Here is a 20,816-nt window from a genome sequence, read left to right as displayed (position 1 = left end):
CCTCAGTCGAACACCACGACGCTGCGCAGTACCTCGCCCTTGTGCATCCGCTCGAACGCATGCTCCACGTCGCCGACGCCGATGCGCTCGGTGACGAACTTGTCGAGCGGCAGCCTGCCCTGCAGGTACAGGTCCACCAGCATCGGGAAGTCCCGCTCCGGCAGGCAGTCGCCGTACCAGGACGACTTGAGCGAGCCGCCGCGGGAGAAGAAGTCGATCAACGGCATGTCGTCGAGACGCATGTCCGGTGTGGGGACACCGACGAGCACGACCGTGCCGGCGAGGTCGCGGGAGTAGAAGGCCTGCTTCCAGGTCTCCGGCCTGCCCACCGCGTCGATGACGACGTCGGCACCGAAGGAGTTGGTCAGTTCCCGGATCGCCTCGACGATCTCGTCCTGACTCTTCCCGCGCGCGTTGAGAGTCGCCGTGGCGCCGAAGTCCTTGGCCCACGCCAGTTTCCGGTCGTCCATGTCGACCGCGATGATGGTGGTGGCACCGGCCAGCCGAGCGCCCGCGATCGCGGCATCACCGACACCGCCGCAGCCGATGACGGCCACCGAGTCGCCACGCGTAACGGCGCCGGTGTTGATGGCGGCACCGATTCCCGCCATCACACCGCAGCCGAGAAGGCCGGCCACCGCGGGCTCGGCTTCCGGATTGACCTTTGTGCACTGTCCGCTGTGGACAAGGGTCTTCTCGAGGAACGCCCCGATGCCAAGCGCCGGGCTCAGCGGCGTGCCATCGGCCAGCGTCATCGGCTGGCTGGCGTTGAAGGTCGAGAAGCAGTACCACGGCTTGCCGCGCTTGCACGCGCGGCAGGTGCCGCACACGGCCCGCCAGTTCAGCACGACGAAATCGCCCGGCTCGAGGTCGGTGACACCCTCGCCGACCTTCTCGACATAACCGGCTGCCTCATGACCGAGCAGGAACGGGAACTCGTCGTTGATCCCGCCTTCGCGGTAGTGCAGGTCCGTGTGGCACACTCCGCACGCCTTGACCGACACGACCGCCTCACCCGGGCCGGGGTCCGGCACGAGCACCGTCTCAAGGGAGACCGGCTCACCCTTCGCGCGGGACACCACACCCTGCACCTCGTACGGCATTTCGCTTCAGTCCTTTCAACAACGTTGTTCTGTGCCGCAGCTTGCCACGGAACATGCACTCATCGCGACATCCGCATGGCTTTGGCCACGAGTCTTGCGGTGACCGGAAAGCGGCTTGCCTCCTCAGGGCTCGATGAGGTAGGCGATCCCGCCCGGCCCGCCGGCAACGGTGCCGTCCGCGGTGTGGCGTCTGGTGCGTTGCCAGATCGTCTCGAACTGTGCGCGCGGGTACACCCTGCGCACGTCGTCCGCGGCCGGATCGTTGACGATCACGTCACCGTCTTCGGTGCAGCCGGTGACCACGAGCAGGTGACCGGCCGTGTCGTAACCCGCACCGTCGAGCTCGCTCGCCAGGAACGACTGCGAGGTGATCACCGGGACACCGTCGGCGAGGTAGTCCTCCAGCTCGGTCAGTGAGCGCAGGCGGGTGACCCGGCCACGCAGGCCGTAGTGCGCGGCGTAGGCGGTGTTGAACGGCCAGTTCCCGGTGCCGTGGTAGGCATGGTCGTAGGTGCAGCGGGCGGCGTGGGCGACGGGGCGGTCGGGATAGCCCGGTGGGAGCCAGGCGAGTTCGGCGGCATCCGGTCCGCGACCCCAGTACGCCAGCACCATGGCGGTCGAGGCCGGGCTGCACCAGCTCTCGCCACCGCCGCCGTACTCGGGGTAGTTGCCGCGGTGGACGTTCTGGGCAAAGCGGGGTACCGGCAGCTCGATGCCGCGTGCCCGCCCCGGCGCGGAGACCGGCACGGTGAACCGGTCCGGCAACGCCGAGGCCAGCGCACCGACGGCACGCAGTACCGGTGTGACCTGGCTGCCCGCAACCCGAAGGAGGCTCACCCGCAGCTGGTAGGCGTGCAGCCGGACACCGGGTTCGACGGTAAGGGTGTCGACGTCAACGGCGGCGTGTTCATCGTCCTGGCCGGGGATCGTGGTGCGGCGGATGTCGGTGTCGCCGTGCGCCCATTCGGCCAGCACGTACCACGGGGTCACCGCTCCCGTGCTGGTGCGGGTTCTGGCCGACACGCGTAGCCAGGTGCCGGGCGGGGTGTCGGCGTTCCACGACGCGATCAGCTCGGTCGCGGGAAAGCCAGGCGCCTGCACGGGCGAGGTCCACTGTCCGTACTCGGCCGGCTCACCGATGCACACGCCAGCAGCCGTGGCGACGGCACCGGTAAAGGCACCGCGGCCGAACTCCGGCGCGGAGTCCCAGGCGTGGTAGGCGATCCGAGGTTCCGTCTCAGGCCCCTCAGAAGTGGCTGATGTCGAGCGTGCCCTCGGCATGCGCGGCGCGCAGGCGCTTCTTGTCGAACTTGCCGACGCTGGTCTTGGGCACCTCGTCGATGAACGTCCAGTGCTCAGGGAGCTGCCACTTGGCGACCTTGTCGGTGAGGAACTCGCGAAGCTCGTCCGCCGTCACCTGCTGCCCATCGCGCACCACGACCGCCACCAGCGGGCGCTCGTCCCACTTCTCGTCGGGTACGCCGATCACCGCTGCCTCGGCCACCGCCGGATGGGACATCACGAAGTTCTCCAGGTCCACGGACGAGATCCATTCGCCGCCCGACTTGATGACGTCCTTGGCGCGGTCGGTCAGCGTCAGGTACCCGTCCGGGGTGATCCTGCCGACGTCCCCGGTGCGCAGCCAGCCGTCGCGGAACTTCGCCGGGTCGACGTCGCCGTAGTAGGAGGCGGTGATCCACGGGCCTGCGACCTCGACCTCGCCCACGCTCTGGCCGTCCCACGGCACCTCGTTGCCGTTGTCGTCGATGAGCCTGGCCCGCACCGAGGCCGGGAAGCGGCCCTGCGTGTAGCGGTACTGCCAGGCCTCCTCGCCTGTGGCGGCACCGGGCGGCCGGGCGACGCTACCCAGCGGCGAGGTTTCCGTCATGCCCCAGGCATGCAGGATCGGCACGCCGTAGCGCTCCTCGAACGCGTGCATCATCGACGGCGGTGCCGCTGAGCCGCCGACCACGACCTCCCGCAGGTGGGAGATGTCCTGCGGCTTGCCGTCGAGGTACTGCAGCAGGCCCTGCCAGATGGTGGGGACGGCACCGGCGAACGTCGGTTTCTCCGCGGCGAGCATCTGGGCGATCGGCTCCGGCTGCAGGAACCGGTCCGGCATCATCAGGGCGGCCCCGACCATCAACGCCGCGTACGGCAGGCCCCACGACATGGCGTGGAACATCGGCACGATGATGAGCCCCTTGTCGGACTGAGCGAGCCGCATGCTGTCCGTCATGCAGACCTGCATCGAGTGCAGCCAGACCGAACGATGGGAGTAGACGACCCCTTTCGGGTCACCCGTTGTGCCCGAGGTGTAACACATCGCGGCTGCGGAGCGTTCGTCGATGACCGGCCAGTCGAACTGGTCGGGCTGCGCGGCGAGCAGTTGCTCGTAACCGTGCACCTGCACCCCCTCGGGTGCCTCCAGCGTTCCAGGGTCGCCGTTCGCGACGATCACGTGCCGGACCGTCTTGAGCTGCGGCAGTTGTTTGGCCAGCAGCGGGACCAAGGTGCCGTCGACGATGACGACCTGGTCCTCGGCGTGGTTGGCGACGTAGCTCAGCTGCTCGGGAAAGAGCCGGATGTTGAGTGTGTGCAGCACGGCGCCCATGGCGGGGATGGCCAGGTATGCCTCGAGATGCTCGGCGTTGTTCCACATGAAGGTGCCGACACGCTGGTCACCGGTGACGCCGAGGCCGCGCAGGGCGTTGGCGAGCTGGGCCGCGCGCTTGCCGACCTCGCCGTAGCTCCTGCGCCGCGCGCCGGAGCCGGTCCAGGTGATGACCTCGCTGCGGGCGTGCAGCGTGGTGCCGTGACGGAGGAGGTTCGCGAGCGAGAGCTGGTCGTCCTGCATCGTGCTCAACATGGGGACTCCTGCAGGTTCGTTCGACTGTGAACTGGGTGACACGAGAGCCTAGCGGTGACCAAGCAAGCACGGCATGTGTCATGGGCGCAACCCTTACCGAGAGCGGTTGGGCGGTCTCTGCCGGCGTTCGACCGCGCTGACCTGCTTGCCCCTGTTGGGGGGTCATTGCGTGTCGATTTCGCGGTCACGGCCGTGTTGGCGTTTACTGGGCGCGTGGTAAGTGACGGCCTGGCCAGCGCTTGCTGGGGCAAGCGCCTGGGGACCCGGGCTGTCGCCGCTTTCAACGCGGCACCCGAGAAGAAAGGACTAGTACGTTGGCTCTGCCTACGTTGACTCCGGAACAGCGGGCGGAAGCCCTGGCCAAGGCGGCCGAGGCTCGCAAGGCGCGCTCGGAGCTGCTCGCGTCGATCAAGTCCGGCAAGGAGAGCATCGACAAGGTGCTGAACCGGGCGAAGGAAGACAAGACCGTCGGGAAGACGAAGGTCACGCAGCTACTGAAGGCGGTGCCCGGGCTGGGCACGGTCAAGGTGGCCGCGCTGCTCGAGCAGGCCGGCATCGACCCCGACCGTAGGGCCGCCGGCCTCGGCGAGCGTCAGCGCGAAGCCCTCATCAACGCGCTCAAGTGACCAGGCCGCTCGTGGGTGGCTAGCTTCTCAGAACTGGGCTAGCCACTCACGGGGGAGTCCCATGGCCCGCAACAGGGTCACGAACTTCGCTGAGGTCTCGTCCAGCTCCGCCTGCGGGTCCGACTCCGGCACGATGCCGCCGCCCGCATACAGCCGCAGTGACTGGCCGGCGACCTCGGCGCAGCGGATCGACACTGCCCATTCGCCGTCGCCGTCGGCGTCCACCCAGCCGACCGCGCCGGCGTAGTAGCCGCGCTCGAACGGTTCCAGCTCACCGACCAGCTCGCGCGCCGACTCGGTCGGCGTGCCGCAGATGGCCGGCGTGGGATGCAGGGCAGCGGCCAACCGCAACGCGGTCACGTCCCGGTCGATCAGCTCACCGGTGACGGTCGTACCGAGATGCCACATGGTCGGCGTCGACACCAGTTCCGGGACGCCGGGGGCGTCCAGCTTCCGGCAGAACGGCCGCAGTGCCTCGATTACCGCCTCGGCCAGCACCGCGTGTTCGATGTGGTCCTTGCGCGAGGACAGCAGTGCCTTGCCGTTCTCGGTGTCGGTCACCGGATCGGCCGAGCGCGGCATCGACCCGGCGTGCGGGTGCGACACCACGCGGTCGCCATGCCGGGACAGCAGCAGCTCCGGGCTCGCACCGACGAGCGTGCGCCCGCCGGGAAGTCCAGCGCCGAAGGTGTAGCCGCGCCGGTTGTCCTTGACCAGGTTGCGCAGGATCGCCTCGGGCTGCACGGGCTCGTCGAACTCCAGGTCCAATGCCCTGGCGAGGACCACCTTGCGCAGGCCGCGCTCCCGCAGCGCCATCACGGCTCGCGCGACTGCGTCGATGTGCCGCCGGGGTTGCGGAACGAGGCGGACCCGCGCCGGTGTGCCGACGTGCCGGCGCGCCATGGCATCGACCCGCGGATGCACGCCACCTGCCACGCGCGCGTCCTTGGGGATCACGATGCGACCCGGTGTCCCATGATCGGCCGCGCTGTCGAACGGCAGTACGCCAACGGCAATCGGGACCGAAGAGCCGGTGAGCGCCTCGCGGACCCGTTCGCTGAGCCGGATCTCGTCGGTGTCGGTGAGCTCGGCCGATACGCCTGCACCGAGGATTGTGCGGTCCGCGGTCGCGAGGAAGAAGTCCCCGCGCCGGTAGTCCTCGAGCAGTCGCGCGGCGTCCATCCTTCCTATTGTCCGTGCGAATCCGGCATTGGGCCCCACCACCGCTCCGTGACCTCTATCTCCTCCATGGTCAGTACCGCGACGGCTGCGCGGTAACCGGCGCCGGGGTCGAGGTCGGCCATCCTGGTGCCCTCGGGCGTCAGTTCCGGGTGATCGGAGGCGATGAGCCGGGCCGGTTCGCCCGGTGGGGACAGCGTGATGCTCTGCAGTGGGATTCGCAGGCCGCGTCCGGTGGCTTTCATGACGGCCTCCTTGCGGGTCCAGTACCGGAAGAAGCCGTCGGTGCGTTCGGGCGCGGAAAGCCGGTCGAGGGCGGCCAGTTCGGTGTCGTTGAGCGCGTAGCGCAGGAGCCCGTCGTCCGCGCGCCTGCTCGCCGCCTCCACGTCCAGACCTACCGGGGCCCCCGCGGTCAACGCGACACCGACTCGCTCGCCCGCGTGCGAGATGGACAGAGCGAGGTCCACACCTGGTATCCGCGGCGGCCCGTGTTGCTTGTCGCAGTCGGTACACGTGGCGTCGAACTCGACGTCCCCGGGATCGACGCCGAGCCGTTCGGCGGCGACGGTCCGCGCGAGCGTGCGGCCGGTCAGGAACCGCCGCCGGTCGGCGTCCTGGCGGTAGGCCTCGTAGCGTTCCCGCTCGACGGGGGTGAGCAGCGCCAGGTACTCACCGGGGTCGGCAACGGGTCTCGCCCACCACACCACGCAGTCGATCACCCTGCGAACCTACGTGCTCGCCGAGCCCTGCCGCCAGCACCTCGGGTGCGTTACCGTGTTGCTAAGCAACCGCTTAGTCGTCGAAGGAGCCGTGCGGAGCAATGGACTTCAGCTTGAGCGTCGAGGAACGCGAGATCCGGGACTGGGTACGCACCTTCGTGCAGCGGGAGCTGATCCCGCGTGAGCCTGAAGTACTGCGCAGGGAGCGCGCGGGCCAGCCCGGCCTGCCCGCCGACGAGCTGGAGGAGCTGCGGCTCAAGGCGCGGGACGCCGGGTTCTGGGGCGTGCAGACACCGCAGGAATACGGCGGGATGGGCCTCTCCGCGGTCATGACCGCGCTGCTGGAGGCCGAGCTCGGCCGCTCGTTCGTGCCGTTCCGGTTCGGCGGTACCGCTGACAACATCCTCTTCCAGGCCAACGACGAGCAGCGAGAGCGGTACCTGCTGCCCACCATCGAAGGCAAGCGCAGGTCCTGTTTCGCGATCACCGAACCGGGCGCGGGCTCGGACGCCAAGGCCATCCGGACCACGGCCCGCAAGGACGGCGGCGACTGGATCATCAACGGCGAGAAGACCTTCATCACCGGAGGCAACGAGGCCGACTTCGTCATGGTCTTCGCTGTCACCGACCCCGCGAAGGGAGCGGGCGGCGGTGTCACGTGCTTCCTCGTCGACCGCGAGATGGGCTGGCGCTCGGAGTACATCGACACGATGGGCGAATGGGGCCCGGCAGCGCTGATCTTCCAGGACGTCCGCGTGCCGGAAAGTCAGATCCTCGGCGAGCTCGGTCAGGGCTTCGCACTGGCGATGCAGTGGATCGGGCGCGGCCGCTACCTGCTGCCGGCGCGCGCCCTCGGTGCGTGTGAGCGGTTGCTGGCCATGGCCATCGACCATGCCAACACCCGCGAGACCTTCGGCGCGCCCATCGCGGAGCGGCAGGCCATCCAGTGGATGGTCGCCGACTCCGGTGTCGAGATCGAGGCGCTGCGCTGGCTGGTGCTGCACGCCGCCTGGCAGGTGGATTCCGGAATGGATTCCCGCCATGCCCAGTCGATTGCCAAGCTCTACGGCGGTATCAAGGCCAACGAGATCGTCGACCGGGTACTGCAGATCCACGGCGGCATGGGCTACACCCGAGAGCTGCCGATCGAGCGGTGGTACCGCGAACTTCGTTTGCTGCGTATCTATGAAGGCACCGACGAGATCCAGCGCCGGACGATCGCGCGCAACCTGCTGCGGGGCCACGCCAAGATCGGCGGGGCCCTGGGTTAGTAGCTGGCTGCGGCGGCGAGGTGGTCGGTCAGCTCGCCGCCGCAGCGGGCTGGACGGTCAGGAGGAGACGGACTCGCCACGTTCGCGCAACGCGAGTGGCACGCCGGCGAGGTCCTCCTCATTGCACAGGATCTTCAGGTCGTAGTACGGGAAACCGTCGCGGTCGTCGTAGTCGAGGTGGACTGCGAGGACATCCACCGGCTCACCGAGCCACTGCTGGGCCTGCCTGAGCCAGCCGGCGCAGCGCTCCAGCGCGGCCGGAAGATCGTCGTCGCGGAACTCGACCGGGCGGTAGGGAACATCTTGAACCCGGTCCCGCGGGTCAGTGGGCATTGGCAGCCCCGGAGCGACACCCGCATCGTTGAGTTCCAGCTGGATTGTTTCCTCACTCACCCCACGAGCGTCCCTCAGCAGCGGCTTCGGGGCAAGCGTGGGGTCGTCAGGAGTTCGCCAAACCACAGCGCACCTGCTCACGAACGCCCAGCACACGCAGGGCGAGCTCCACGTGGTGGGTGGCCAGCTCGGGCAGTGACAATGCCCCGCGGGGTGAGTACCACCTGGCCACGGCATTGCACATTTCCAATACCGCGATCCGGGTGACGGCGGGTTGCGCGGTGTCGAACACGCCCGTGTGTAACCCTGCCTCGATCGTGTCCGACCACAGCTTTTCGTAGGCGTCGCGTAGCGCGATCACCTCCTGCCGCGCCCGTCCCGACAGGACATCGATGTGGTTGTCCACCACCCTGGTCTCGTTCGGCTGCCGCGCGTGTGTCGTGACGTGCAGGGTGACCAGCCTGCGCATGCGCTCGCACGGGTCGGCGACGTCCGACACGGCCGCGGTCGCGTCGGCCAGCAGCCGCCCGAGGCTGTCGCGCATGATGCCGGCCAGCAGGTCCTCCTTGGTACCCATGTAGTGGTACAGACTGGCCGAGGACAGCTTCGCCGCCTGGGCGAGGTCGCGGATACCGGTGCCGTGAAACCCCTTGGTGGCGAACAGTTTCACGGCTGCCCTGCGCACGCGTTCCCGGCTCGTTACAGCCATCTGCCCTCCACCCGGTCGTAGGAACCCGCGCGCAGGTCGGCGGCGGCCTTGCGCAGCTCGCCCTTGGCGACGCGCTCCGACGGCGTCATCGGCAACGAGTCCACAAAGGTCCAGAAGCGGGGCACCTTGAAGTAGGCGAGCTTGGTGGCGCAGAACTCGGCGAGCTCGGCGGCGGTGACCTCGTGCCCTTCGCCGAGTACGACGTAGGCCTTGATCTCCTCGCCGCGAAGGTCATCCGGTACCGCCAGCACGGCGACCGTGCGTACCGCCGGGTGCAGCAGCAGTGCGCGCTCCACCTCGTCGGCGGCGACGTTCTCGCCGCTGCGCCGGATCATGTCCTTGGTCCGGCCCACGTAGTACACCCGGCCGTCGTCGTCCATCCACGCCAGGTCGCCGGTACGGAACCAGCCGCCGCGGAATGCCGCGGCGGTGGCCTGCGGATCGTCGTGGTAGCCATGCATGAGCCCGACGCCGCGGATCAACAGCTCACCTGTCCGCCCCCGCGGCAGCGGCCGCCCGGACTCGGCGGCGATCATCACCTCACGCCCCGGCGCGGGCCTGCCGATGCACCCGGTGCCGACCAGCTCGTCGTGGTCCTCGGGATACATCCGGATGTCGCCGCCGGTCTCGGTCATCCCGAATGCCTCGAACCACGGCACCCCCCACCGCTGCTCCAGCTCGGCATGCAGCTCGCGCGGGATCGCGGATGCGCTGATGGCGCGGACCTTGTGCAGCCGGTCCTCCGGTGCTGACGGCCTGCGCAGCAGCAGCGTCGGCATGAGTCCGAGGCAGTAGAACCAGGTGACACCGTACTCGCGGATCTTGGCCCAGAACGCCGAGGGGTGGAAGCGGTCGAGTACCACCAGAGTCGCACCGCTTGCGAGTCCGAGTGCGACGTTCCATTGTGGATCGATGTAGTGGAACTGTTGCGCGGTAAGGAGAACATCGCCATCACCGATGTGCGGGAAACCGGTGACCAGGCCGTTGGCGAGCGTGGTCCAGTACCGGTGTGGCAGCACACAGCCCTTCGGAGCGCCGGTGGTGCCCGAGGTGTACTGGATGTTGGTCGGCAGCTCAGGTGCGGGGCGGAAAACGGGTGGTTGCCCGCCCGGGGGCAGGTCGGTCACGGTCAGCACGCGCTCGACCGATGTCCGCGGCGCGATCCCGGTGAGCAGGTCGGTGAACTCGGGCTCCGCGATCACCAGCCTGGCACCGGAATGCGCGAGTACATGGGCGCCGTCCAGTTCGCGGTAGCCCGTGTTGACCGGCACGAGGACGGCGCCGATCCGGGCGAGTGCCAGCCACAGCAGCGGAAACTCGGGCCGGTTGCGTAACATCGCCGCGACCCGGTCGCCGGGCCCGATGCCGAGTGCGGACAGCGCCGCGGCCAGCTCGGCGCTGCGGCGGTCGACGTCGGCGAAGGTCAACCGCTCACCGGTTTCGTCGAACACCCACGCGTCCTTGTCCGGCCAGCGCCGGGCGGCTTCGGTGAGCAGGCCGGTCAGGTCGTCGCTGCGCGCGGTCATCGTGACCGGAACTCCTCGGTGGTCGTGGCGACCTCGGGCGAGTGCTCGGTCAGCAGCGCATGGCTGACCTCGAGTTCGAGCGCCGTCTCGACCACGCTGTCGATGCCGCGGTCGAGCGCGCGCTTGGCCAGCGCGAGCGCCGACGGCGGCTTGCCGGCCAGCTGCGCGGCCCAGCCGGTGGCGAACTCGATCAGGTCCGCACGCGGCACCACCACGTTGACCAGACCCATGTCGTGTGCGCTCGCCGCGTCGACGCGCTCGCCGAGCAGGACCAGTTCCTTGGCCTTGAGTGGCCCGACGAGCAGCGGCAGGAGCCGCGAGGCGGCGCCTGTCACGCTCAGCCCGAGGCCGGCCTCGGGGAAGGCGAACACGGCATCGTCGGCGGCCACCACGAGGTCGCAGCCCAGCGCGAACTCCGCCCCGGCGCCGATCGCGTAGCCGTGCACGGCGGCGAGCACCGGCTGTGGCAGGGCACGCAGCCGCCGGGTCACGTCCTGCAGCCGTTCGAGACGGGCGCGGGAGTCACCGCCGGATGCGGGCTCCTTGAGGTCGTGCCCCGCGCAGAAGGCCCGTCCCCGTCCGACGAGCACCACGGTACGGGCGTCCTCATCGGCCGCGACCGTGTCCAGCGCGGTGACCAGGTCGTCCACCAGCTGCGGTGTCACGGCGTTGAGCCGGTCCGGTCGGTTCAGCCGGACGAACGCAACGCCGTCGGTGACGGTGAGTTCCACGGTCTCCATGTCCGGCAGCCTAGACGAGCCGATCGATCGATCGATAGCGTTGGCGCATGCCGGTACGTGACGCCGCGGCAGCGGACACCGAGGAGATCTGCGCGCTCATCGAGGAGCACGCCCGTTACGAGGGCAACGACGAGCTGAAGCTCGACCGTGCCGAGATGGCGGGACACCTGTTCGGCCCGGAGCCCAAGGCCTGGGTGCTGATCGCCGAGGTCGACGGTGCGGTCGCCGGGATGGCGTTCTGCTCGTGGAACTTCTCGACCTGGGAGGCAAGGCCGGGTATCTGGCTCGACGACATCTTCGTGCGGCCGCGGTACCGGCGGCACGGCCTCGGGCGGGAGCTGCTGGCCGAACTCCGGCGCCGCACCACAGGGCGGGTCGAGTGGGAGATGCAGCAGGGCAACGAGCGAGCCGCCGCGTTCTACGCGGGGCTCGGCGCGGAGCCCGTGCCTGGCTGGATCCGTTACCGCTGGCGCCCTGAACTGCCCTGATGCACGCCGCGTGGTGGCCCGTATCGTATGCATCATGGCTGATGGCTCGAACCGGCGCTCGTCCTCGATCGAGGACTACGTGCGGGCGATCTATGGCCTTGCCGAGCGCGGTGAGCCTGTCACCAACACGACGCTGGCCGGCAGGCTGGAGGTGAGTCCATCCTCGGCGTCCGGGATGGTGACCAAGCTTGCCCAGCAGGGGCTGGTGGCGCACGTGCCGTACCGGGGGATCGAGCTCACCCCGGACGGCAGGCAGCTGGCGCGGTCGGTGCTGCGCAGGCACCGGCTCATCGAGTCGTATCTCGTGTCGGAGCTCGGCTACACGTGGGACGAGGTGCACAGCGAGGCGGACGGGCTCGAGCACGTTGTGTCGGACCGGCTCATCGAGCGCATCGCGGCCAAGCTCGGTAACCCGGTCCGCGACCCACACGGTGACCCGATTCCGGCCGCGGACGGCAGTGTGGAGGAACTGTCGACGCGCCTGCTCGACGAGCTGCCGGCGGGTGCCATCGGCGAGATCGTCCGGGTCTGGGACACCGATCCGGATCTACTACGGTACCTCTCCGAGCGGGCGATCACCCTGGGTGAGCGGATCGAGGTCGTGGAGCGTCAGCCGTTCGGCGGTCCGATCGTGGTGAAGGTCGGCCCACCTACTCAGGCGGCCATCCACGCGCTGGGTACCGAGATAGCGCAGGCGCTATCTGTAGCCGTCCGCTGACCGGTTGCCGCCCGCAGCGCGAGTCCCCCGCTCCGGTGCGCGAGTTGCCCCGTCCGGTGCGCGAGTGGCCCGCTCGGGTGCGCGAGTTGCCCGCTCGGGTTGGCGAGTTGCCCGCTCGGGTTCGCGAGTTGCCCGGTCCGGTTGGCGAGCTTCCCGTTGTGGTCCGCGAGTCCCCCCGTCCGGTGCGCGAGTTGCCCGCTCGGGTCCGCGAGTTGCCCGCTGCGGTGTGCCTGCGAGAGCGGGCAACTCGCTTGCTGGGAGGGGCAACTCGCGCGCAGGGCCGGGGGACTCGCGTGCAGGAACGCGGAACTCGCGCGCTGGAGTGGGCAACTCGCGGGCTGGAGTGGGCAACTCGCGGGCTGGAGTGGGCAACTCGCGTGCGGGAGCGGGGGACTCGCGCGCTGGAAGGGGGACTCGCGGGAGGTGAGGGGGCGAGCAGGGTCCTTCGCCCCTGTTTCCGGCAGGCTCGGCTCTCATACGCTGCCCCGATCCTCGACGACGCGGGAGCGATGATGACCGGTCAGCAAACCTCACAGACGGACCGGGCGCGGGAGCTTGAGTCGCTGCTGGCGACGGGGCCGTTCGCGGCGGCACTGCGCGCCGCGATACGCGCACGGGGCCTCGGGCTCGAGCGGATCCAGTACCGGCTACGCAGCCGTGGCGCACCGGTCAGCCTGGCAACGCTGAGCCACTGGCAGTCCGGCCGGTGCCGGCCGGAGCGCGCCGGATCCCTCGCCGCACTGCGATGTCTCGAAGAAGTGCTCGAAGTTCCTCAGGGGGCGCTGATGCGGCTCCTGGCCACCGACAACGGCGCGAACGGCAGCACGTAGCACCGGGAACACGAGGCTCACCGCGGAACAAGTCCGCTTTCATAGGCGGCGATCACGAGCTGCGCGCGGTCGCGTGCGTGCAGTTTGGCGAGCAGCCTGCCGACGTGGGTCTTCACAGTCGCCATGCTGAGGTGTAGCTCGGCGGCGATCTCGGCGTTGGAGAAGCCCCTTGCGATGAGCAGTAGCACGTCACGCTCACGGTTCGTGACAACGTCGAGCCCACGCGCAGAGGACCGCCGCGGCTCGGGTGGTCGCCGCGCGAACTCCTCGATCAGCCGCCTGGTCACGCTCGGCGCGAGCAACGCCTCCCCGGCCGCCACCACCCGGATCGCGGCGAGCAGGTCCGCCGGTGGCGTGTCCTTCAGCAGGAACCCGCTCGCACCCGCGCGCAGCGCCGCGTAGACATAGGAGTCCAGATCGAACGTGGTCAGGATCAGCACCCGCGCCGCGCCCGGCTCGGCGGTCCGCGTCAGCAGGCCCGTTGCCTCGATGCCGTCCATCTCCGGCATCCGGACGTCCATGAGCACCACGTCGGGACGCTCCCGGCGGGCTACCTCGACCGCCTCGACCCCGGTCGTGGCCTCGCCCACCACGGTCAGCCCCGGCGCACTGTCCACGAGCATGCGGAAACTGCCGCGCACGAGCGCCTGATCGTCCGCCACGAGCACACGCACGTCACCCATACGGCAGCACCGCCGACACCGCGAACCCGCCGCCCGGCCGGGGGCCGGCGCGCAGCGTGCCGCCGTACACCGACACGCGTTCCCGCATTCCCAGCAGGCCGTGCCCCGGCGCTGCCGTGCCGTGCCCTGGCCCATCATCGGTGACGTCGACGCGCACGGTGCCTCCCTCGGCGACCACCGCGGCCCGGCACCGCGCCCCGCCGCGGGAGCAGGCGGCATTCGCCAGCGCCGACATGTCGGTGGTCGTGCTGCCGTTCGTCCAGTTCTGCCTGGCGGCGTTCGGCGCCTTCACGGTCACCTCCGAGTACGGCAGCGGCATGATCCGCGGCACGCTCGCCTCGGTGCCCCGGCGTGCGCGGCTCTTCGCGGGCAAGGCAGTGATCGTCGGCGGAGTTTCCCTGCTCACCGGGCTGATCCTGACGTCGGCGATGCTCGGTGCGGTGACCGCGATCGTCGGTGACCGGCCCGCGCCCATCGCACCGTGGCCCTCGGCGGCGGACGGTGTTCCCGCGGCGCTGGCCTCGACGGCAGTGCTGATGGTTGTCGGGCTGGTCGGGTTCGGCGTCGGTGCGCTGCTGCGCTCGGCGGCGGGCACGCTGGTGACGATGACCGGGTTGCTGTTCGTGCTGCCCGTGGTCGCCAGTTTCCTGTCGTCACCGTGGAACGTGCGAGTCGGCGCGGTCCTGCTCCCGAACCTGGGTGTGCAGCTGGCAGGCGAAGCAAACGACCCCGTGCTGTCATCCGCCGGCGCCGCGATCGCACTCGCGGCATACCTGGTGCTGGCACTGGGCGCGGGTGGTTACGCGCTCATCCGGCGCGACGCGTAACCCGGCCACGCCGACCACGGCGATCCTTGCTTTGCTAGAACGATGACCACCGATGCGCGCACTGCCGCACGGCTCGCCGAGTCAGCGGGGCGGCTCCTGCTCGACGTGCGGGCTGGCGAGCTGGACCCGAAGGCACTCGGCACGCGCGGCGACACGCTGTCGAACAGGCTGCTGCTGGACCGCCTGGCCGCGGACCGCCCCGGCGACGCGGTGCTTTCCGAGGAGTCGGCCGACAGCCCTAGCAGGCTCGCCGCGCAGCGCGTGTGGATCATCGACCCGCTCGATGGCACGCGCGAGTTCGCCCGGCCGGGCCGTACCGATTGGGCCGTGCACGTCGCGCTGTGGGAGGCGGGTAAGGGCATCACAGCCGCGGCCGTGGCACAGCCCGCGCTCGGCACGGTCTACGCCAGTGACGACGCCGTGCTCGCCGCGCGCCGGGACGGCCGGCTCCGCATCCTGGTCAGCGACAGCAGGCCGCCGGTCTTCGCGGCAGCGGTGGCCGAGGAACTGGATGCCGAGCTGGTTCCCATGGGGTCAGCGGGTGCGAAGGCGATGGCGGTGCTGCGCGGTGAGGCCGATGCCTACGTGCACGCCGGTGGCCAGTGGGAGTGGGACTCCGCCGCGCCGGTCGGTGTCGCACTGGCCGCGGGGCTGCACGCCTCCCGGGTGGACGGCACGCCGCTGCGCTACAACGAGCCGCACCCGTACCTGCCCGACCTTGTCATCTGCCGCCCCGAGCTGGCCGGGCGCCTCCTCGCCGCACTCGGCTAGCCGGCGAGTGTCGTGAGGATCTGCTCGCCGTACTTGGCGAGCTTGTTCTCCCCCACCCCGCTCACCCCGCCGAGCTCCTGCAGCGTCGCCGGAGCGGTGGTGGCGATGGCGCGCAGCGTCGCATCGTGGAACACCACGTACGCGGGCACGCCCTGCTCTTTCGCCGTTGCCGCACGCCAGGCGCGCAGCCGCTCGAACACCGGCACGGCCTCCGCGGACAGCTCGGCGGCGGCAGGTGCCTTGACGCGGGCCGCCTTGGCCGCCCGTTTGGGCTCGCGCCGCATGGCGACAGTGCGTCCCCGGTAGAGCACCTCGTCGCTGCCCTCGGTGACGACGAGTGTTCCGTAGTCGCCCTCGACCGCGATCAACCCGGCGGCGAGCAACTGGCGCACCACACCACGCCACTCGCCCTCCGACAGCTCGGCGCCGACGCCGAATACGCTCAGCGAGTCGTGATCGTGCTGGATGACCTTGGCCGTCTTACGGCCGAGCAGGATGTCGATGATCTGTCCCGCACCGAACTTCTGCCTGCGCTCCCGGCGCAGACGCACCACAGTGGACAGTAGCTTTTGTGCTGCGACCGTGCCGTCCCATGACTCCGGCGGTGACAGGCACGTGTCGCAGTTGCCGCAGGCGACGCCGTTCTGGCCGAAGTAGGCGAGCAACCGCACGCGGCGGCACTCGACGGTCTCGCAGAGCGCGAGCATCGCATCGAGGTGCGAGGTCAGTTTGCGTCGATGCGCTGAGCTGGCGTCCTCGGAGCTGTCGATCAGCTTCCGTTGTTGCACCACGTCCTGCAGGCCGTAGGCGAGCCACACGGTCGAGGCCTGCCCGTCTCGCCCTGCGCGGCCGGTCTCCTGGTAGTAGCCCTCGACCGACTTGGGCAGGTCGAGGTGCGCGACGAAACGGACATCGGGCTTGTCGATACCCATGCCGAACGCGATCGTCGCGACCACGACGAGGCCGTCCTCGCGCAGGAAGCGTGCCTGGTGTGCGGAGCGGGTCTGCGCATTGAGCCCGGCGTGGTACGGCAGCGCCTCGATGCCGTTGCGTACCAGGAACTCCGCGGTCTCCTCCACCGACTTGCGGCTCAGGCAGTAGACGATGCCCGCGTCACCGGGGTGCTCGCTACGTAACAGCTCGAGCAGCTGTTTCTTCGGCTCGTTCTTCGGCACGATCCGGTATTGGATGTTCGGCCGGTCGAAGCTGGCCACGTGCTGGTGGGCGTCCTCGAGCTTGAGCCTGGCGACGATCTCGGCGTGCGTGGCCTGCGTCGCGGTCGCGGTCAACGCGATCCGCGGCACCTGCGGCCAGCGCTCGTGCAGCTCGGACAGTGCCAGGTAGTCGGGCCGGAAGTCGTGTCCCCACTGCGCGACACAGTGCGCCTCGTCGATGGCGAACAGCGCGACCGTGCCACGGTCGAGAAGTCGATGTGTCGACTCCACGCGCAACCGTTCCGGCGCCAGGTAGAGCAGGTCGAGCTCACCCGCGAGGAACTCCGCCTCGACCATGCGACGCTCGTCCGGGCCCTGCGTCGAGTTGAGGAAGCCGGCCCGCACGCCGAGCGCGCGCAGCGCGTCCACCTGGTCCTGCATCAGTGCGATGAGCGGGGAGATCACGACGCCGACGCCGTCACGCACGAGCGCGGGTATCTGGTAACACAGTGATTTCCCGCCGCCGGTGGGCATCAGCACCAGTGCGTCGCCGCCTGCCGTGACGTGATCGATGATCTGCTGCTGGCCCGCGCGGAACGAGTCGTAGCCGAAGACGCGCTTGAGCACCTGCAGTGTCTCGGGTGAGGTCACCCTACGACCCTAGGCGAAGAACTCGGCGAGCATCCGACCGTGCACCTTCGCCTTCAGCATGTGGGTCTGCCCTGGCTCGGTGTGGTACCGGGCGGTCGGCAGCAGGCCGGCGAGCGCCTTGACACTGTTGCGCATCCACTGCGGGCTCTTGCCGCCGTCGGCGACGAGGGTGGGCACGGTGACGCCGGTCCACTTGTCCGAGGGCAACGGCTTCCCCTGCTGGTACGGGCCCACGAACGCGAAGTCGTAGGGCAGCGTATGGGCGACGCCCTTGAGCTTGGACCACGCCGGCATCAGCCGCATCAGCAGGATGGCGAAGCCGGGAACCTGCACCTGCCGCATGAATCCCGCGACGGCGCCGCCGCGGCGGCCCGCCGCGACCCACTGCGCGGTGTGCTCGCCGTAGTCCGCGGGGATCGGTGGCCGGGTGTTGTCGACGATGAACGGAGGCTCGTAGAGCGCGAGCTTGCGCATCGGCAGCCCACTGTTCGCTGCTTCGAGCGCGAGCGCCGCGCCGGAGGAGGCCCCGAAGACGTACGCCGAGCCACCGGCTTCCTCGAGCAGTGCCTGGAGGTCTTCGAGTTCCCGTTCCGGGGCGTAGGGCTTGGTGTCGCCGCTTTCGCCACGGCCGCGCCGGTCGTAGGTGTAGACCGTGAAGTCGCCGGAGAGTTGGGCCGCCAACGGCCGCATCGGCCCCTGGCCGCGGTAACACATTGCGCCGTCGACGAGCACGAGCGGCTCACCGCTGCCCACCTTCTCGTAGGCGATCCTGGTGCCGTCGCGTGAGGTGACAGTGGTCATGAGTTGCCTCCGTTCGTGGGCAGCTCGCTCAGCCATGCCTGCCAGCTGCGTTCGATTTCCGTGGTGTCCTTTGTGGAGAAAACGGCATGCCCCAGTACGAGTGAGCCGTGAAAACCCTGCATGAATCGGTATAGGGAGTCGGCGGTGCGAATGCCGATGGTCTGCGAGTTCGCGGAGTAGACGGTGCCCTCGATGACCTGACCGTGCACAGTGAAGCGTGCCGGATCGCCCACACCTGCCGCGTCCCCGAGGCCCAGCGCTTCGCGCACGTTCGCCCAGATCTCCCGCCAGTCGCCGACCGGTGGGCCGAAGATCGTGATCGGTGTGCCGACGCGACCGGTGAAGTGAGTGAGGTAGGTGGCCAGTGTGCGGAAGAACAGGTCCAAGCCCTTGCCCATCGCCTCGAACTCGTCGGCCCAGTCGTCGCCTGGAATGAAGCCGCTCGCCACCATGCGAAGCACCGTGCTGCCGCCGGCGAGGCCCTCGACCAGGAACTCGTAGGCGAAGAACCGGCCGTCCTCGGCCACCTCGCCGCCGTAGGTGAGGCGGCTCCCATCCGGTGATCGGCGACTCCGGCGCGTACTCGCCGAAGGGCGTGCGTACGGCGCCGCCCTCGCCGGGGTCGACCTCCGTGCGGCCCATGTACCACGAATCGATGCCAGGGCCGGTCGCGATTGCGTCCCACACCTGCTCTGGTGTCGCAGCCAGCTCGACTTCGTCACGGCTTTCGAAGTGATGCCCCATGGTGAGTTCTCCTCCTGTGCTGGATCCAAGTCTCACTGACAACTTTTCTTGTCAAGACGAATTTGTCGGTGCGGACTAGTCCGCACCGGGCGCCGTCTGGCCCGGAAGGGGAACGCTAGGGGCGGCGCCATGAGTGACGAGCGCGCGTTTGCCGCACGAGGGGTCGACCTCAGCCGCCCGAATCCGGCCCGTGTCTACGACTGGTATCTGGGTGGCACCGCCAACTGGGCCGTCGACCGCGAGCTGGGTGCGCAGACGCTCAAGGTGTTCCCGCTGACCAAGCAACTGGCGCAGGCCAATCGCGGGTTCCTGCGCAAGGCGGTGCGCTACAGCATCGCGCAGGGGATCACCCAGTTCCTCGACCTCGGCTCCGGCGTGCCCACCGCGGGCAACGTCCACGAGGTCGCCGACGAGCTCGATCCGGAGAGCCGCTGCGTCTATGTCGACGCCGAGCCGGTCGCCTTCGCGCACTCCCAGATCCTGCTCGAGGAACACGGCGATCCGCGGCGGCACGTGATCATCCAGGAGGACCTCCGCAACGTCGACGCCGTCTGGCGCGCTGCGCTGGAGACCGGAGTGCTCGATCCGTAGCAGCCGATCTGCCTGCTGTTCATGTCGGTACTGCACTTCATCGAGGCCGATGAGGAAGTGGCTGGTGCTCTGGAGAAGTACCGGTCGCTGCTGCCCGGCGGCTCGCTGGTCGCCGCATCGCATATCACCGAACACGTGACGCCGGAGGAGCTCGCCGAGAGCGTGCGGGCCGGTATCGCGCTGTACCAGCGATCGAGCACGCCGATCCGGTCCAGGGGCAAGGACGAGTTCGCACGGTTCTTCACCGGCCTCGATCTCGTCGAGCCGGGCATCACGACCGCACCGGACTGGCACCCCGAACTCGATGGTGACGCACCGTCACCGGGCCGGGCTGGCAACCCGGCCTATTCGGTGTATTTGGCGGGTGTCGCGCGTAAGAACGGCTAGGCTCGGGCCGCCGAGGGAAGGGGTCGCGGTGGAGGAGGTCGTCGGTCCGCAGGGGACGCCGGGCAGGGTTCGGTTTCCCGGGATCAGTCCACGGGCGTACGAACATCCGGTTGATCGCGGTGCGCTCGCGACACTGCGCATGGTTCCCGGGTTCGCCGAGGTGCTCAAGGCGCTGACCGGCTTCTTCCACGAACGCGGCGAGCGGCTGATGGCACTCGGCTCGGCGATCCGCGTCGGCCCCACGCAGTACCCGGAGTTGGACCGGCTGCGGCACGAGTGTGCCGAGGCGCTCGACCTCGACTCGGTGCCCGCCGTCTTCGTTGCCCGCGACGCGGATGCCACCGCGATGACGATCGGTATGGATGAGCCGTTCGTAGTCTTGTCGACCGGCATGGTGGACCTGCTCGATACCGACGGGCTGCGTTTCGTGGTCGGGCACGAGATGGGCCACGTGCTGTCGGGCCATGCCGTGTACCGCACGATGCTGCTGCGGTTGCTGAAGCTGCAGGTGACGATGTCGTGGATGCCGGTGAGCGCGCTCGGCCTGCGCGCGATCATCGCGGCACTGCACGAGTGGTACCGCAAGGCGGAGCTGTCCTGTGACCGTGCCGGTCTGCTGTGCGGCCAGGATCCCGCCGCGGCGCTGCGGACGCACATCCTGCTCGCCGGCGGTGTGGATCCCGCACAGGTGGACATCGCGTCGTTCCTGCAGCAGGCGAGCGAGTACGAGTCCGCTGAGGACATCCGCGACAGCCTGCTGAAACTGCGCAACGTCGAGCTGATGTCGCACCCGCTGGCCGTGGTGCGGGCGGCGGAGTTGCAGAAGTGGGCGGCCTCGGCGGACTATCGTGCTGTGCTGGCCGGCGAGTACCCGCGGCGTGACGGCGACGAGCCGCAGGCGAACTGGGCCGCGGACGTCAAATCGGCGGCGAAGTCCTATCGGGACTCTTTCGCGGCGTCGGCCGATCCGCTGACGAAGGTGTTCAGCGAGGTCGGCGAGGCGGTGTCGGGTGCCGCCGGAAAGGTGTGGAGCAAGTTCTCCCCACCAAAAGACAACGCAAACGGTTAGTTTCTGGCCTGTCAATCGCCCGAATGG

21 protein-coding genes and 2 pseudogenes are annotated in these 20,816 nt (G+C 69.3%); 9 read left to right on the top strand and 14 right to left on the bottom strand.

The genetic code is table 11. The features are described 5' to 3' along the window. Positions 1 to 2: 2 nt before the first annotated feature. The 3 genes from ABZ863_RS22055 to ABZ863_RS22045 form a co-directional block, all read right to left on the bottom strand. On the bottom strand, positions 3 to 1,103 hold the full coding sequence (locus tag ABZ863_RS22055) for an S-(hydroxymethyl)mycothiol dehydrogenase (RefSeq protein ID WP_358538621.1): 1,101 nt from the start codon (positions 1,101 to 1,103) through the stop codon (positions 3 to 5). A 123-nt stretch (positions 1,104 to 1,226) separates the two neighbouring features. Then, positions 1,227 to 2,249 carry a peptidase C39 family protein gene (locus tag ABZ863_RS22050; RefSeq protein WP_358538620.1) on the bottom strand — a complete coding sequence of 341 codons (1,023 nt, stop codon included), beginning with the start codon at positions 2,247 to 2,249 and terminating at the stop codon, positions 1,227 to 1,229. A gap of 100 nt (positions 2,250 to 2,349) precedes the next feature. Next, positions 2,350 to 3,972 carry a long-chain fatty acid--CoA ligase gene (locus ABZ863_RS22045; RefSeq protein WP_358538617.1) on the bottom strand — a complete coding sequence of 541 codons (1,623 nt, stop codon included), beginning with the start codon at positions 3,970 to 3,972 and terminating at the stop codon, positions 2,350 to 2,352. 314 nt (positions 3,973 to 4,286) lie between these two features. Here ABZ863_RS22045 and mihF point away from each other — a divergent pair, with 314 nt between their 5' ends. Beyond that, entirely contained in the window at positions 4,287 to 4,598 is a 312-nt protein-coding gene (gene mihF, locus ABZ863_RS22040) for an integration host factor, actinobacterial type (protein WP_168214177.1), read from the top strand. A gap of 27 nt (positions 4,599 to 4,625) precedes the next feature. On the opposite strand, the gene ABZ863_RS22035 is transcribed toward mihF, so the two are convergent. After that, complete coding sequence (locus ABZ863_RS22035) at positions 4,626 to 5,780, bottom strand: isochorismate synthase (RefSeq protein WP_358538614.1); 1,155 nt, start codon at positions 5,778 to 5,780, stop codon at positions 4,626 to 4,628. A gap of 5 nt (positions 5,781 to 5,785) precedes the next feature. Further along, entirely contained in the window at positions 5,786 to 6,496 is a 711-nt protein-coding gene (locus tag ABZ863_RS22030) for a 4'-phosphopantetheinyl transferase superfamily protein (protein WP_358538611.1), read from the bottom strand. Between the two features lie 101 nt (positions 6,497 to 6,597). Between ABZ863_RS22030 and ABZ863_RS22025 the strand changes: the two genes are divergently transcribed. Beyond that, on the top strand, positions 6,598 to 7,767 hold the full coding sequence (locus ABZ863_RS22025; protein ID WP_358538609.1) for an acyl-CoA dehydrogenase family protein: 1,170 nt from the start codon (positions 6,598 to 6,600) through the stop codon (positions 7,765 to 7,767). Positions 7,768 to 7,824: 57 nt separating this feature from the next. Here ABZ863_RS22025 and ABZ863_RS22020 read toward each other — a convergent pair whose 3' ends face one another. From ABZ863_RS22020 to ABZ863_RS22005, 4 genes are read right to left on the bottom strand one after another with little or no spacing between them, the layout of a single operon-like run. Then, entirely contained in the window at positions 7,825 to 8,160 is a 336-nt protein-coding gene (locus ABZ863_RS22020; protein WP_358538606.1) for a hypothetical protein, read from the bottom strand. Positions 8,161 to 8,206: 46 nt separating this feature from the next. Then, positions 8,207 to 8,809 carry a TetR/AcrR family transcriptional regulator gene (locus ABZ863_RS22015; RefSeq protein ID WP_358538603.1) on the bottom strand — a complete coding sequence of 201 codons (603 nt, stop codon included), beginning with the start codon at positions 8,807 to 8,809 and terminating at the stop codon, positions 8,207 to 8,209. Beyond that, positions 8,800 to 10,335, bottom strand: coding sequence for an AMP-binding protein (locus tag ABZ863_RS22010; RefSeq protein ID WP_358538601.1), 1,536 nt, complete (start codon positions 10,333 to 10,335; stop codon positions 8,800 to 8,802). The genes ABZ863_RS22015 and ABZ863_RS22010 overlap by 10 nt, the downstream gene beginning before the upstream one ends. After that, entirely contained in the window at positions 10,332 to 11,075 is a 744-nt protein-coding gene (locus ABZ863_RS22005) for an enoyl-CoA hydratase/isomerase family protein (protein ID WP_358538598.1), read from the bottom strand. Before ABZ863_RS22005 ends, ABZ863_RS22010 begins: the two co-directional genes overlap by 4 nt. Positions 11,076 to 11,122: 47 nt before the next feature. Here ABZ863_RS22005 and ABZ863_RS22000 point away from each other — a divergent pair, with 47 nt between their 5' ends. The 3 genes from ABZ863_RS22000 (at position 11,123) to ABZ863_RS21990 (ending at position 13,111) form a co-directional block, all read left to right on the top strand. Further along, entirely contained in the window at positions 11,123 to 11,563 is a 441-nt protein-coding gene (locus tag ABZ863_RS22000) for a GNAT family N-acetyltransferase (RefSeq protein WP_358538595.1), read from the top strand. A 34-nt stretch (positions 11,564 to 11,597) separates the two neighbouring features. Then, positions 11,598 to 12,281, top strand: a complete 684-nt coding sequence (locus ABZ863_RS21995; protein ID WP_358538592.1) for a metal-dependent transcriptional regulator — start codon at positions 11,598 to 11,600, stop codon at positions 12,279 to 12,281. 512 nt (positions 12,282 to 12,793) lie between these two features. Beyond that, complete coding sequence (locus ABZ863_RS21990; RefSeq protein WP_358538590.1) at positions 12,794 to 13,111, top strand: transcriptional regulator; 318 nt, start codon at positions 12,794 to 12,796, stop codon at positions 13,109 to 13,111. Between the two features lie 17 nt (positions 13,112 to 13,128). On the opposite strand, the gene ABZ863_RS21985 is transcribed toward ABZ863_RS21990, so the two are convergent. Continuing rightward, the gene (locus tag ABZ863_RS21985; RefSeq protein ID WP_358538587.1) at positions 13,129 to 13,794 is read right to left on the bottom strand and encodes a response regulator transcription factor; all 666 of its coding nucleotides are present in this window, start codon (positions 13,792 to 13,794) and stop codon (positions 13,129 to 13,131) included. Next, positions 13,787 to 13,951: pseudogene (locus ABZ863_RS21980) on the bottom strand (sensor histidine kinase); the annotation flags it as partial. The gene ABZ863_RS21985 and the pseudogene ABZ863_RS21980, both read right to left, overlap by 8 nt. Between ABZ863_RS21980 and ABZ863_RS21975 the strand changes: the two are divergent. Next, entirely contained in the window at positions 13,935 to 14,621 is a 687-nt protein-coding gene (locus ABZ863_RS21975) for an ABC transporter permease (protein ID WP_358538585.1), read from the top strand. The pseudogene ABZ863_RS21980 and the gene ABZ863_RS21975 overlap by 17 nt on opposite strands. Positions 14,622 to 14,663: 42 nt before the next feature. Beyond that, positions 14,664 to 15,392 carry a 3'(2'),5'-bisphosphate nucleotidase CysQ gene (locus ABZ863_RS21970; RefSeq protein ID WP_358538583.1) on the top strand — a complete coding sequence of 243 codons (729 nt, stop codon included), beginning with the start codon at positions 14,664 to 14,666 and terminating at the stop codon, positions 15,390 to 15,392. Here ABZ863_RS21970 and recQ read toward each other — a convergent pair. Genes recQ through ABZ863_RS21955 form a run of 3 tightly spaced genes read right to left on the bottom strand, consistent with a single transcriptional unit; the run spans position 15,389 to position 18,525 of the window. Continuing rightward, a complete protein-coding gene (gene recQ / locus ABZ863_RS21965) occupies positions 15,389 to 17,197 on the bottom strand; it encodes a DNA helicase RecQ (protein ID WP_358538580.1) in 1,809 nt (602 codons plus the stop codon). The two genes, ABZ863_RS21970 and recQ, sit on opposite strands and share 4 nt — an antisense overlap. Before the next feature lie 9 nt (positions 17,198 to 17,206). Then, the gene (locus ABZ863_RS21960; RefSeq protein WP_358538577.1) at positions 17,207 to 17,998 is read right to left on the bottom strand and encodes an alpha/beta hydrolase; all 792 of its coding nucleotides are present in this window, start codon (positions 17,996 to 17,998) and stop codon (positions 17,207 to 17,209) included. Next, complete coding sequence (locus ABZ863_RS21955; RefSeq protein ID WP_358538575.1) at positions 17,995 to 18,525, bottom strand: hypothetical protein; 531 nt, start codon at positions 18,523 to 18,525, stop codon at positions 17,995 to 17,997. The genes ABZ863_RS21960 and ABZ863_RS21955 overlap by 4 nt, the downstream gene beginning before the upstream one ends. A 346-nt stretch (positions 18,526 to 18,871) precedes the next feature. On the opposite strand from ABZ863_RS21955, the pseudogene ABZ863_RS21950 reads away from it, so the two are divergent. Further along, positions 18,872 to 19,720: pseudogene (locus ABZ863_RS21950) on the top strand (SAM-dependent methyltransferase). A 28-nt stretch (positions 19,721 to 19,748) separates the two neighbouring features. Then, positions 19,749 to 20,789: a M48 family metallopeptidase gene (locus ABZ863_RS21945; RefSeq protein ID WP_358538573.1), complete on the top strand. Its 1,041-nt coding sequence runs from the start codon at positions 19,749 to 19,751 to the stop codon at positions 20,787 to 20,789. The last annotated feature ends 27 nt before the right edge of the window (positions 20,790 to 20,816 follow it).

Origin of the sequence: Saccharomonospora sp. NPDC046836 (assembly GCF_040645195.1) — a bacterium.
In the GTDB taxonomy this organism is placed as follows: Bacteria; Actinomycetota; Actinomycetes; order Mycobacteriales; family Pseudonocardiaceae; genus Prauserella_A.
Note: the sequence above shows the minus strand (reverse complement) of the source record. Positions and strands in the feature narration are given on the sequence as shown.

What these genes read in the sequence shown, in the direction of transcription:
- ABZ863_RS22055 (WP_358538621.1), bottom strand. Translation starts at nt 1,103, where the DNA reads ATGCCGTACGAGGTGCAGGGTGTGGTGTCCCGCGCGAAGGGTGAGCCG.
- ABZ863_RS22045 (WP_358538617.1), bottom strand. Translation starts at nt 3,972, where the DNA reads ATGTTGAGCACGATGCAGGACGACCAGCTCTCGCTCGCGAACCTCCTC.
- ABZ863_RS22035 (WP_358538614.1), bottom strand. Translation starts at nt 5,780, where the DNA reads ATGGACGCCGCGCGACTGCTCGAGGACTACCGGCGCGGGGACTTCTTC.
- ABZ863_RS22025 (WP_358538609.1), top strand. Translation starts at nt 6,598, where the DNA reads ATGGACTTCAGCTTGAGCGTCGAGGAACGCGAGATCCGGGACTGGGTA.
- ABZ863_RS22015 (WP_358538603.1), bottom strand. Translation starts at nt 8,809, where the DNA reads ATGGCTGTAACGAGCCGGGAACGCGTGCGCAGGGCAGCCGTGAAACTG.
- ABZ863_RS22010 (WP_358538601.1), bottom strand. Translation starts at nt 10,335, where the DNA reads ATGACCGCGCGCAGCGACGACCTGACCGGCCTGCTCACCGAAGCCGCC.
- ABZ863_RS22005 (WP_358538598.1), bottom strand. Translation starts at nt 11,075, where the DNA reads ATGGAGACCGTGGAACTCACCGTCACCGACGGCGTTGCGTTCGTCCGG.
- ABZ863_RS22000 (WP_358538595.1), top strand. Translation starts at nt 11,123, where the DNA reads ATGCCGGTACGTGACGCCGCGGCAGCGGACACCGAGGAGATCTGCGCG.
- ABZ863_RS21995 (WP_358538592.1), top strand. Translation starts at nt 11,598, where the DNA reads ATGGCTGATGGCTCGAACCGGCGCTCGTCCTCGATCGAGGACTACGTG.
- ABZ863_RS21990 (WP_358538590.1), top strand. Translation starts at nt 12,794, where the DNA reads ATGACCGGTCAGCAAACCTCACAGACGGACCGGGCGCGGGAGCTTGAG.
- ABZ863_RS21985 (WP_358538587.1), bottom strand. Translation starts at nt 13,794, where the DNA reads ATGGGTGACGTGCGTGTGCTCGTGGCGGACGATCAGGCGCTCGTGCGC.
- ABZ863_RS21970 (WP_358538583.1), top strand. Translation starts at nt 14,664, where the DNA reads ATGACCACCGATGCGCGCACTGCCGCACGGCTCGCCGAGTCAGCGGGG.
- ABZ863_RS21960 (WP_358538577.1), bottom strand. Translation starts at nt 17,998, where the DNA reads ATGACCACTGTCACCTCACGCGACGGCACCAGGATCGCCTACGAGAAG.